Raw genomic sequence first — 11,987 nt, 5'->3', positions numbered from 1 at the left:
GGCATTCGGGGGCCTTCCGGCGATCAGGGCAAAATTCTGATCGCCGCGCCGGTCGGCCCCTGTCTTCCATGCCGCCAATCACGCCCGCTCCTCCGCCACCCCCAACCCGCCCGCGCCGCCGCTACCGCGCGGCAGCCGCATGGGCGGCCGCACTCGCACTGGCGCTGCTGTTGATCGGCCTCGCAGCCCAATGGGCCGCGAACCGCGAGGCGAACTTCCAGGCCGACTCGATCCGCCGCGCCATGGAAGTCCACGTGCTGGGCCTGCGCGACGCCGCCGGCAAGTACAGCTATCTGCCGTTCACGGCGAGCCTGCATCCGGACGTGCTGGCCGCGCTGACTCATCCGCAAGACGCGGCGGTGAAGCAGCGCGCCAACCGCTACATCGAGGAAGTGAACCGCCAGGCGGGCTCCGACGTGCTCTACCTCATCGACCTGCAAGGCCTCACGCTGGCAGCCAGCAACTGGGCAACGCCGCAGACCTTCGTCGGCCAGTCGTATGCCAACCGGCCCTACTTCATCGACGCTCGCGCGGGGCACAACGGCCTGTTCTACGGCGTGGGCCAGACGACCGGCGAGCCTGGGCTCTTCATCTCGGTGCCGGTGCGGCCGGACGGCGGCGCGGTGCTGGGCGTGGTGACGGTCAAGGTCAGCCTGCGCCAGTTGCAGGAAGCCTGGACCTTCGCGCGCGACCCCATCCTGCTGACCGATGCGCGCGGCATCGTGTTCCTGAGCTCGGTGCAGCCGTGGACATACCAGGCCACGCGACCCCTGCGCACCGCCGAACTCGATCGCGTGCAGCGCGACCAGCAATACGGTGCGCGCACCAGTTTTCCGATGCTGCCGTGGAAGGTGGAGCGCGACGAGGGCGAGCCCGGTTATCTGGTGCGCACGAACCTCGGCGGCCAGTCGCGCAGCTTCCTCGCCGTAGACGAGCCGCTGCCCGACCTCGGCTGGACACTGACGGTGATGGCCGACCATGCCGAAGTCACCCGCGCGCGCGAGCGCGCCTGGATGCTGGGCCTGCTGTGCGCCAGCTTGCTGCTGCTGGGCGGCCTGTACTGGCAGTTGCGCGAACGCCGCTTCGCCGAGCAACGCGACGCACGGCGCGACCTGGAACTGCGCGTGCGCGAGCGCACCCACGAACTCGACGAGGCCCACGCCTTCCGCAAGGCGATGGAAGATTCGCTGCTGGTGGGCATGCGCGCACGCGACCTGGACGGCCGCATCATCTACGTCAACCTGGCCTTCTGCGAAATGACCGGCTACGGCGCCGACGAGCTGCTCGGCCGGCTGCCGCCCTACCCCTACTGGCACCCCGACGACGTGACGCTGCATTGGCGCCAATACGACGCGATGATGAGCGGCGAGCCCGCGCATGCGGGCTTCGAGTCGCGCCTGCGGCACCGCGATGGGCACGAGGTGATCACCATGGTCTACACCGCCGCGCTGATCGACGCCGACGGCAAGCACAGCGGCTGGATGAGCTCGGTGGTGGACATTACCGAGCAGAAGCGCGCCGAACTGCGCCAGCGCCAGAACGACGAGCAGCTGCAGCACGCCCAGCGCCTGGCCAGCCTCGGCGAGATGGCCTCGACGCTGGCCCACGAACTGAATCAGCCGCTGATGGCGCTGAGCAACTTCGCGAGCGCCGCCAAGGCTTTTGCAGAGCAAGGCAACCAGCAGTTGCTGGTGAGCAGCCTTGACGAGACCATGGCCCAGGCCCAGCGCAGCGCCGAGATCGTGCGGCGCATTCGCGGCTTCGTGCGCCAGCGCACCGCCGGCACCGAAGACTGCGCGGTGGCGGCGCTGGTCAGCAACGCGCTGGCGCTGCTGCAGGGCGAGATGCGCATGCGCCAGGCGCGCGCCGAAGTTCGCATACCGGCAGGGCTGCCCGAGGTGCGCGGCGACCGCGTGCTGCTCGAACAGGTGCTGCTGAACCTGCTGTCCAACAGCCTGCATGCCATGCAAGCCACGCCGCCGGAGCAGCGGCTGGTGGAGATCGAGGCCGAGGTGCTCGAAGAACGCATGCACATCCGCGTGGCCGACCGCGGTCCGGGCATCGACGCCGCGCTGGCCGAGCAGGTGTTCGCGCCCTTCTTCACCACCAAGACCGGCGGGCTGGGGCTGGGGCTGAACATCTGCCGCACCATCGTGGAGGCCCATCGCGGCCGGCTGTCCTTTGCCAACCGGGCTGGCGGTGGCACAGTTTTCACCCTCGAACTGGAAATCTCACCCCCATGAACGCCATGAGCGCTCTTGCCAACAACCTGTGCGTGGTGGACGACGACGAGGCTGTGCGCCGTTCGCTGGGCCTGCTGCTGCTGTCGCGCGGCTACGCAGTGCAGACCTTTGCCTCGGGCGAAGCCTTTCTGGCCGGCGCCGACCTGCAGCGCGCAGGCTGCGTGATCCTGGACCTGCGCATGGACGGCGTGAGCGGCCTGCAGGTGTTCGATGCACTGCGCGCGCAAGACAGCCCGCTGGTGGTGATCTTTTTGTCCGGCCACGGCGACATACCCATGGCGGTCGAGGCGGTGCAGAACGGCGCCTTCGGCTGGCTCGAAAAGCCCTGCAACGACGAGCGCCTGCTCGACAGCATCGCCCGTGCCCTGGAGCAGGCCGGCGAGATCGCCGCGCGCCGGCAGGCTCGCCAGGCCGCACTGGCTCTATGGGCCAAGCTGACGCCGCGCGAGATGCAGGTGGCCCGGCTGGTGGCCGAGGGCAAGCCCAACAAGCAGATCGCACTGGAGCTCGCGCCGCTGGAACAGCGCACGGTGGAAACCCACCGCGCGCACGTGTTCGCGAAGCTGGGGCTGGCGAACAGCCATCAGTTGGATCGGTTCCTGCGGGAACACGCGCTGTAGCGCCTTGAAGGCGGCCGGCGGGCCGACATGTCCAGCGATGTTTGTCATCCCGTCCTCGTCCTGATTCGACCGTCGGAGCATATCTGTCGCGACCCGACCGGAAGTGGCTCGGCGAGCTTCTTGCTTGGCCTCATCGCAGCAGCCAGTCGCGTTGCGCAGGAGGACTCCTATGCCGAACTTTTACTTGCCGCTCTCCGGCAATGTGCGCCAGGAAATCAACCCCTGGACTTGGTTTACCAAGATTGCCAATGGGCAGCTTGGGTTCATCAACATCAATATGGGCAAGTCGTCAGACCCTGCTCTGGAGCAGCAGATCCTGGATGACGTGGGAAGCTACGGACGGCAGATTGGACAACTCGGTGATGCGCTGGAGGCAGTTCTCGCGCACATGAAGACCGACACCTGGGAGCCCAAGGCCAAGGAAGCGGTAGATGCCTTCAGGTTCCAGCTCGCCGAGATTCGCCGGCTGAAGCTGAGCCGGGCTGACGGCAAGACCTGACATTTCTTGGCGAACTCACGGCCGCGAAGATGTCTGTCCTGCGGCCCGGACAGGCCCTGACCGATAAGGGGGCCATTGTGGACATCTTCGCAAGCGCGCTAGAGACCGACAGTTCACGCTCCGGTGGCCATCCCGTCTCTCCGGCACGGAGGCTAGACTTCTGCCAGGAGCCGACTTCGAAGCATCGATCTACTAGCCACTCCAACTCACTAATCCAGAAATATGACTCCAGGAAAGCCGCCGCTATGGGTCAAGCATCCTGACATCCCATGGGGCAGCATCGGGTGGCGCATGGGCTGGGGTGAAGCGTATTGGGGTGAATGGCGAAATTTTTTCCTAGCGCTGAATGAAAGAGACCGCCACCGCTATCGGGAGATCTGGCCTGAGCCTGAGTCTTGGAGAGGTCTATATGCGTTTATCGAGTCGGGTGAGCCTCCACCTTGGGCAATCGAACACAAGAAAAAACTAGCTGGGCCCTATCCCCCGCCGAGTACTGACGAGTCCAGCATCTCCGAGCACTACCGGGTTGTATGGTTGGTCAGACGCCACATGAGCAGGCTGGGCGTCTACGAAGTACCTGCGAGATTTCCATCGCCGTATCTTGGGCAAGCACCAGATGAAGACGACGTAACGTTCTACTCGGAGCCGAACGGCGCCTGGTGGCGTTTGTCGATGCAAAGAAGTGGAGGGCTGATCCTGAACCGCCTGACGCAAGCGAACGCCCCTGACACTCTACTGTTCTGCAAGGGATAGCGGCTGCCGGCCAAGACCGGACATTCGTGCGTACCCACCAGTAAGAGGATTTTTTGAGACCTTCCGACCAACTCGTTGACCTTGCGAAGCGAGCCGAGCACAAGCTCAGCGAGGTCTTCGACGCGCCCGAGGTCCTTCCGTTCGCATCGAAAGCTATTGATCTAGTTGCGAGTTTTCCAGCCCTGCGCGAAGACTTCGAGCACGAATTCAGAACGATGCGGGTATACGCGCCAAAAGAGTTCGTACAGGTCTGCATACACGCGCTTCGATGGCCGAAATTGCGTTCTTTCTTCGAGGAGCAGTCCCGCTTGGCGGTCGCTCGGAATGACTGGTCAGCCATCGCAGACTACGGTAAGTACCTTGACGCCTTTGAGGACGATTGGGAGGATGCGCGGACGTTCTATGGTCGGTACTTCGTTGAAGCGGCCAATGACTGAATTCGGCCATGAGCGGTCACTCATTCCAAGTCGCTGGAAAGCTCGGAACGGCGATTTGCAACGCACCGTGTATAAATTCAACGGCTTAACTACTCCTAGCACAGAGATCAGACTGCATGTTTTCACTTGACGCATCAAACAAAGAGACCATCAGCGAACACTTTAAAAGGAACAAATCCTTCTCGTGGTCCGAACAGTTTTTTCTTTCAGCAATCGACACTGCCAAATCGAAGCATGATGTTTTCTGGGCAGTGATTGCATTGCGTGACTGCGGTACTCAGCAGAGCGTACCAACGTTAAAAACGCTATCCGAGTACCCAAAGCAAGATGTAAGGGACAGTGCAATTCTGACGATTGCGCAAATAGCCGGCGCAGCGGAAACGCCTTACTTTGTACAGACCCTTGAAGACCCACTGAGCGGCCGCAACAAGGTCTATGCGCTGTGGGCCATCGGCGTAACAGGTGACGAGCGCGCCTTGGCGTCAGTCGAGCAATATGTTCGAAAGAACAAAAAGAAGCTACAGGCTAAAGACGTGGACCCTAGACCGCAGCAGGAAGTGCTTGCGTTCCTCTATCGGGTAGACGCTTCGAGCCTGCTACGGGAGTTTTCCTTTCTCATCCCGCCTTTGGATTCTTTAACGCCGTTCGCGCTACACAACTTTGTGCAGCGCGTTCCTGGAATGAGGGTTTCGATTGAAGCCGAACTCGGAAAAGTCGTTCCAGCTGAAATCCCCAAGAATGATTCTTCAGTGGCATAAGCACACTTGGACGCTGCGCTCGCTGCTGTGGGCTCCTTGCGCTGAAAAACTAAGGCGGCTTGAGCCCAGAAAATCCGACGGCCAACGGCCATCACCAGCTATTCAATGTGCATGCCAGAAAGCAGCCGTTCGACGCCGCTCTCGACCCTCTGCAGACCTTCAGCTCGTCGATCCAGGGGCCGGGAAGCGGCCGTTCAACGTTTTGAAGCTCATGGCTCAGTGGGACTCGCAGCACCTGTTGTGGAGATCATCCTTAGGCCTCGGTGGAGCGGACATCGCATGCCTCTATCTTGCGGCTGCCTTGGGCCAACCGATATGTGCAGCGCGACGAAGACTGGCCTTCACAACCTGGCGATGAAAAGGAGCGATAACCAATATGTAGGCTCGGCCCAAGAGGTTGTGGCAGTGGACGACGGTTGAGACAGTCAGTTGGCCACCGAGTGTTGGAGACAAGTCGGGGGTGTGGAGTACTGACAGTCTGAAATCAAGGTGCTTGTCGTCCTCGCCCAGGACGATCTCGGTTTCGCTTCTGCCGTAGACCTTGAAGATGCCAATGCGGTCAGTGTTGGCTTCGCCAGAGAGAGTCGCAAGGTGTTTGGCGGTCTTCAGACCAACGCACGCAACGATTGCATCTCGAATGTTGGTGAGCCATCCGATCCAGGATGGCTGCTGTGAAATAAGGAATCGCCACAGGACATCTGGATCGCTGGAGGTGCCAAAGGGAAGTTGAACCGCAAATGCGTCTGCGAGATTCGTTGATTCATAAATAGTAGCGACGGCAGACTGCGTGGGGAGAGCAACCGGCTTTACTAGCGTGAGTTCGATTGGCATGAATGGCACTCCTAGGCCTGACGGATGACATGAGGGGCGGGCGACGGCGGGCGAAGCCAGATGTTGCATCGACCGGTTGAATCCGCCGCCCCAAGCCGACGTCTCGTTTGCTCCAAAGCGGACAGCCAGGATCAAACGCGTCGATATGGCCAGAGCTCATTCGCAGAGCCTGATCCAGCGTTCAAGTCGACCCACCACACGCGGAGTATTGAGCCGGGCAATCGATCCTTCCATGTCCTCGGCGCCTTCGCTCTGGCACAGCAGCACAACTTCTTCGCGCACCGCGCCGGTACCGAAGAATCCTTCGCGATCAAGTTGTTCCATCGCGGCGACGCAGGCTTCGAAGAGGCCCGCGTGCAAGACGTCGAATTCAACGCTGCAGGGCAGGTCGTTGCGGTGGCAGGGCAGGATCATGCGGTAGGCGATGTCGAGGAACTCGTCACCCTCCGAGTGAGGCCACTCGGCGGAGCACCAGATCTCGCTTTCGTCGTCCATGTCGCCGGGCTCACCCAGCGCAAGAACGCCGGCGGCGTGGATGATGGTCATCGCACTGTCGTCACTGCCGAGCGCGAAGAGACGGATGGTTTCGTCGGGGTGGGCCGCGCGAATGGCCTGGAAGGCGCGGCGGGCGCCATCGCGAATCTCGGCGGTGAGCAGGGGGAAGTCGATGCGAGCGGGGTCGTGTGTGCCCTGGCGCACCCGCTTGTAGCCCTGGGCCTCGATCTCGCTGCTGCGCTGCACGAAAGCGTCCTTCGCAGCCTGGGCATTGGCAAACTCGGCAACGCTGGAGCGCCCCATGGTTTTCACCTTGCCGTTCGCGGCCCACAGCGAACTGCCGAACTGGCGCAATTCGTGGAAGTCGGTGGGCACCTCGTTGTCGAAGCAGTAGAACAGTGACCAAGTCATGGCGGGGAGAACTCCTTCTGGCGGGGTGCCGTGTCTCTCACACTGCCCGCTCGACCCACTGGGCGCGCCAAGCGGGGGCATCGAAGGGATCGGCAAAGTATTGAGTCTCGCGCGACACCTTTCCATCTCGAAACTCCATGATGCTCACGGTGAAGGCGCTCTTGCCCTCGTAGTTGATCACGTACTCGGTTATCCAGAGACTACCCTCCCCCACGATCCGCCGGACCACGAACCCCGATGGCTTGCCGGGGTGGTGGCTGCGAAGTGCTTGCAGGTTGTGCCGGCCGTGGATGACCTCGCCTGACTGCGGGTAGGTGCACACAGCATCGTCGTGATAGATCTCATGCTCGACGACCTGGTCGCCTGCGGCGGACGCAGCCCAATGTCGGTCGATAGCCGTCCGGATGTTTTGCTCTTCCATCATCGACCTCCATTGCGAGTCCGCTTGCTTGCGGCACCCCCATTCTAGGTATTTACCCTTGCGTACCGATACGTAGCCGCCCGGCGGCAGGCTACGGACGACAGCCCGGCGGCGGCCGGACAGACTTGGCGCAACGGCTTCGCGCGGCTTTGCGGCGGGCCGCAGCAAGAGACAAGCAAGGACCCTTTTCCATGACCGCCATCGCAAGCAGTGCGACCGCCGGCGCCTCCAGCCCCGACGCGACCACCGCCAACAACACCCCGTACACCTTCGAAGAAAAGCGCAAGCGCATCTTCGCCATCTTTGCCGCCTCGTCCGGCAACCTGGTGGAGTGGTTCGACTTCTACGTCTACGCGTTCTGCGCCATCTACTTCGCGCCAGCGTTCTTCCCCAAGTCGGACCCGACCGTGCAGCTGCTGAACACCGCCGGCGTGTTCGCCGCCGGCTTCCTGATGCGCCCTATCGGCGGCTGGCTGTTCGGCCGCCTGGCTGACCGCAAGGGTCGCAAGACTTCGATGGTGACTTCGGTCGTCATGATGTGCGTGGGCTCGCTCGTCATCGCCTGCCTGCCGACCTATGCACAGATCGGCGCCGCCGCACCCGCGCTGCTGCTGGCCGCTCGGCTGCTGCAGGGCCTGTCGGTCGGCGGCGAGTACGGCACCACCGCCACCTACATGAGCGAAGTGGCAATGCGCGGTCAACGCGGCTTCTTCTCGTCGTTCCAGTACGTCACGCTGATCGGCGGCCAGTTGCTCGCTGTGGTGGTCGTCGTTGTGCTGCAGCAGGTGCTCGACGAAGCCGAGCTCAAGAGCTGGGGCTGGCGCATTCCCTTCGTCATCGGCGCCATCGCCGCCGTGGTCGCACTCATGCTGCGCCGCACGCTGACCGAAACCGCCAGCACCAAGACCCGCGCTGCCAAGGGCGCGGGCACGATGCGCGAACTGTTCACCCACCACAAGCGCGCTTTCTTCGTGGTGCTGGGCTATACGGCCGGCGGCTCGCTGATCTTCTACACCTTCACCACCTACATGCAGAAGTACCTGGTGAACTCGGCCGGCATGTCGATCAAGACCGCCAGCAATGTGATGACGGCCTGCCTGTTCATCTACATGTGCATGCAGCCGCTGTTCGGCGCGCTGTCGGACCGCATCGGCCGGCGCACCAACATGCTGCTGTTCGGCGCGTTGGGTGCGCTGATGACGGTGCCGGTGCTGAGCAACCTGCAAAGCGTGAGCAGCCCGCTGGTGGCCGGCATGCTGATCACGCTCGCGCTGGCGGTGGTGAGCTTCTACACCTCGATCAGCGGGATCGTGAAGGCGGAGATGTTCCCGCCCGAGATTCGTGCGCTGGGCGTGGGCCTGTCGTACGCGGTGGGCAACGCGATCTTCGGCGGCAGCGCGGAATACGTGGCGCTGGGGCTGAAGTCGATCGGGCACGAGTCGTACTTCTACTGGTACGTGACGGGAATGATGGTCGTGGCGTTGCTGGTGAGCCTGCTGCTGCCGAAGCAGGCGACATACCTGCATCACGACAAGTAGAGCGACAACGCGGGACGGACCCTTCGGAGAAGCTCTCCCGGGTCCACGGAGCCACCAGGAAACATGAGGGTAAAGCCATATGTCGAGACGGACGGTCCACAACGCAACCATCACCTTGAAGCTGCCATTCGACATGGAGACCGGCGCGAAGGTCATAGCCTTGCGAGCCGCCGGCATCCCGGTCGACGCTGAGGGCAATGAGCAGCAAGGCTTTCTCTTCGTGCGATCCAGCGATGGGCTGAAAAGCCGGAGCAACATCTTCCGATGGTTCGCCAGCGAAGTGGTGGGGCACGACCAACGGCGTGATGTTGGCAGTGCGCCGCCTCAACACGAACGCAGCGCCGCACCTTCAAGCAACATGCTCGATCTCTGGCTCGCCCACTCCCTTCAAGACTCCATTCACTGCCACGGGCCCGCGTTGCAGTGCGAGCCGGACGACCCGTCGACCGCAAGCCGGATATAGCCGTTGCTGTCGCCAGGTCGCCTCAGGCCTGGACGCTGGAGGCCTCCTTGCCCGATACCGCTGGTGGCAGTCTCAGGCCGCTCGTGCCGTCAGCCATTTGTCCGAGGAAAGTGGCGCGCCGACGATGCGGATTTCACCCATTTTCCCCAGGAAACCCGTGGACATGTTTCCGGCCCATTGGCCGCAGCCAATCGCTATTTGCTGGTTGGGAGCTACATAGCGAATGCCCTTCATGTTCGTGTTGTTCCGCAGAACCGGAGCGCCCTCCACGTACATGGTTGTCGAATATGAGGCGGCCGGATCATTGACGATGGCAACGTGCAGCCACTGGCCTGCCGATACGCCTCCGGACCAGCAGGTCAGATTGGTGTTTTGATCGACCGGGACAATTTCCCACTGGAATTCCATCAGATTCGAAAAAGCGAACATCAAGGCGCAATCGCCATCGCCCGAGTCGAAGCCAGGCAGCTGCGATCGCGCGCCCAGGCGATAGATGATCCCCATCCAGCCATTGATGTTCGCGTCAAAAGCCGGGTCGATATTGACGAAGGCTTCGATGGTGTAGCCGTTTGGAAAAGTCTCCACATTCAGCGCCGAATTTTGATCGGTCGTGAAATAGGTCGATCGGGTCTTGGTCGCGTTCAGAAAACGCAGGCTCCCAGGTGCGGACGACAAGGGGTGATGGCTCTTCGACCACGCCAGGTCGCCCGGGCTTCCCATCCAGATATTCACCGAAATCGGATTCTTCCCGGCGGCTGATGAATCCAGGATCTGCTGCCCTGCCTGATAAGGGAAAAGATCTCCTTCCGCTGCTGCTGCATTGAAAAAACGCCAATGCGCAAGGGTTCCATCCACCTTCGGATAGTCTTCCGTGCCTGACGGGAGTTTGGCCTGTTTTTGCGGAGGCTGGCTGAAGTTCGTCAAGATCAGGCTTTTTGCCGTATCGGTCAGGCCGACTTCGGACGATCCGTCTGGAACAGAAAACTTTGCATTGAAAGAGGCAAATCTTTCTGCAAAATTTATGCTTATAGAGAAAGACTGATTCGAATCCGTCAGCCAGGCAGCATCGAATTCATTGAGGGTATTCGCGGGCTTCAAGGGCACCCACGGAGAAAATGAACTGGCGATTATTTTATTGTTGGTGAGGTCGAACTCGAACATCCGCATGAGGCCATTGCCACCCATGTACGCCATCTGGTAGTCCACGACCATCAAATGAACATCATTGCCGAATGAATTTCTCTTGGTGCTCGTGCATGAGCCGTGGTAATGACCACTGACGGCCATGAAAATCTGGTCGTTGCTCCTGATGAGCTTGTCCCACATGTAATTCGAATAAGCGGTATCCGCGGCGGTTGTCCCGTCTGTTCCGATGCCAACCAGCTGATGGTTCACCAGAATGACCGGGATATTCTTGTTGATCTGTATGACCTGATTCGCCCAGCTGATGGCATCGTCTGATGCTCTCCACGACATGGAGAGCACCAGGAATTGATTCCCCTCGGCCTGGAAAATATGGTATTCGTGAAAACCAGAGGCATGCCGGCCTCCGAAAGTCGACTGCTTTTGGGCACGTGCCGAAGGAAAAACTTGCAAGTACGGTTCAAAAAGGCCGACTCGGTGGCTGCCACCGTCCTGATAGCCGTCGTTATTGGCAAAGCCGGTGACGCCCACTCCCCAATCGGGGCCCCATTGCATATTGTTGTTCTTGTCGGCTCCAACGTCGTGATTTCCGGCGCAAATCGAATAAGGGCATTTTGCCGTCTCGAGCACCTGCATGGCCTGGCTTGCGAGTTCCCATTCCTTCGTGACCTGACCGTTGCTCAATTGACCGTTGCTCACGAGATCGGTCGAATCGCTCCACGGTACCGATTTTTCGTCGTTGTAATACCAGGACTGATCCACGATGTCGCCAAGATGGATCGTGAACGGCATTTTCAGTTGCTGGAAATTCTGCGCAATCCATTGCGTTTGGGTCTTGAATGGATTGTCGTATTGCGGATTGATGTTCGCATACAGCTTCTGGTACAGCTCACCCATCTTTTCCGAGGCATATCGAGGGTAGAACTGGGTATCCGGAAGAACTGAAATGGCAAAGCTGGATATCTTTTGCGCCGGGAGATTTTGGGCAGCAGGGTTTTGAACTCCGGATACCGCCCCATTACCCGACGAACCACTCGCTCCTGCTGCTGGAAATGTTCCAAAGCCAGTACCTCCTCCATTGCCACCACCGCAGCCAGACAAGGTTGCAATTCCGGCCGCGGAACCGGCAATCATCAATTTCAACAACTCTCGCCGCCGAGTCTCCGGCACGCGAGCCAGCTCATTCAAATCAATGAAATTTTCCTTGGCATCTTTCTGATTCGTCATTCTTCGGTTCCGTGAGGCATTCAATATTTACGGGATACTGGACGACCCCGAACGGCCGAGACTTTAGTGACGTAATATGATGCTTTTGTGAATTCATTACCACGTAAAACGCGGCATTCACACGCCATTAACTCAGAATTCCACGTAA

11 protein-coding genes are annotated in these 11,987 nt (G+C 60.6%); 7 read left to right on the top strand and 4 right to left on the bottom strand.

Features of this window, described 5'->3' with window-relative positions; all coding sequences use genetic code 11:
• Nucleotides 1-68: 68 nt before the first annotated feature.
• The 5 genes from ACSFBF_RS13240 (at nt 69) to ACSFBF_RS13220 (ending at nt 5,310) form a co-directional block, all read left to right on the top strand.
• Nucleotides 69-2,243: an ATP-binding protein gene (locus ACSFBF_RS13240; RefSeq protein ID WP_435467597.1), complete on the top strand. Its 2,175-nt coding sequence runs from the start codon at nt 69-71 to the stop codon at nt 2,241-2,243.
• A gap of 5 nt (nt 2,244-2,248) precedes the next feature.
• On the top strand, nt 2,249-2,863 hold the full coding sequence (locus ACSFBF_RS13235) for a response regulator transcription factor (protein WP_435468774.1): 615 nt from the start codon (nt 2,249-2,251) through the stop codon (nt 2,861-2,863).
• Between the two features lie 169 nt (nt 2,864-3,032).
• Nucleotides 3,033-3,362 carry a hypothetical protein gene (locus ACSFBF_RS13230; protein ID WP_435467595.1) on the top strand — a complete coding sequence of 110 codons (330 nt, stop codon included), beginning with the start codon at nt 3,033-3,035 and terminating at the stop codon, nt 3,360-3,362.
• 806 nt (nt 3,363-4,168) lie between these two features.
• Nucleotides 4,169-4,552, top strand: coding sequence for a hypothetical protein (locus ACSFBF_RS13225; RefSeq protein ID WP_435467593.1), 384 nt, complete (start codon nt 4,169-4,171; stop codon nt 4,550-4,552).
• Nucleotides 4,553-4,668: 116 nt separating this feature from the next.
• Nucleotides 4,669-5,310: a HEAT repeat domain-containing protein gene (locus ACSFBF_RS13220; RefSeq protein WP_435467591.1), complete on the top strand. Its 642-nt coding sequence runs from the start codon at nt 4,669-4,671 to the stop codon at nt 5,308-5,310.
• Between the two features lie 285 nt (nt 5,311-5,595).
• Here ACSFBF_RS13220 and ACSFBF_RS13215 read toward each other — a convergent pair whose 3' ends face one another.
• The 3 genes from ACSFBF_RS13215 to ACSFBF_RS13205 form a co-directional block, all read right to left on the bottom strand.
• Nucleotides 5,596-6,141, bottom strand: coding sequence for a DUF2867 domain-containing protein (locus tag ACSFBF_RS13215; RefSeq protein WP_435467589.1), 546 nt, complete (start codon nt 6,139-6,141; stop codon nt 5,596-5,598).
• A gap of 156 nt (nt 6,142-6,297) precedes the next feature.
• Nucleotides 6,298-7,047, bottom strand: coding sequence for a DUF4303 domain-containing protein (locus tag ACSFBF_RS13210; RefSeq protein ID WP_435467587.1), 750 nt, complete (start codon nt 7,045-7,047; stop codon nt 6,298-6,300).
• A 37-nt stretch (nt 7,048-7,084) separates the two neighbouring features.
• Nucleotides 7,085-7,468, bottom strand: a complete 384-nt coding sequence (locus ACSFBF_RS13205) for a nuclear transport factor 2 family protein (RefSeq protein ID WP_435467585.1) — start codon at nt 7,466-7,468, stop codon at nt 7,085-7,087.
• A gap of 191 nt (nt 7,469-7,659) precedes the next feature.
• On the opposite strand from ACSFBF_RS13205, the gene ACSFBF_RS13200 reads away from it, so the two are divergent.
• Entirely contained in the window at nt 7,660-9,006 is a 1,347-nt protein-coding gene (locus ACSFBF_RS13200; protein ID WP_435467583.1) for an MFS family transporter, read from the top strand.
• Nucleotides 9,007-9,121: 115 nt separating this feature from the next.
• The gene (locus tag ACSFBF_RS13195; protein ID WP_435467581.1) at nt 9,122-9,469 is read left to right on the top strand and encodes a hypothetical protein; all 348 of its coding nucleotides are present in this window, start codon (nt 9,122-9,124) and stop codon (nt 9,467-9,469) included.
• A gap of 72 nt (nt 9,470-9,541) precedes the next feature.
• Here the strand turns inward: ACSFBF_RS13195 and ACSFBF_RS13190 are convergent, their stop codons facing one another.
• Entirely contained in the window at nt 9,542-11,839 is a 2,298-nt protein-coding gene (locus tag ACSFBF_RS13190) for a LamG-like jellyroll fold domain-containing protein (protein ID WP_435467579.1), read from the bottom strand.
• Between the last annotated feature and the right edge of the window lie 148 nt (nt 11,840-11,987).

The organism is Variovorax nivicola, assembly GCF_051216475.1.
Lineage (GTDB): Bacteria > Pseudomonadota > Gammaproteobacteria > Burkholderiales > Burkholderiaceae_C > Variovorax.
The sequence above is the reverse complement of the archived record's forward strand: the minus strand, read 5'-3'. Positions and strand labels throughout refer to the sequence as shown.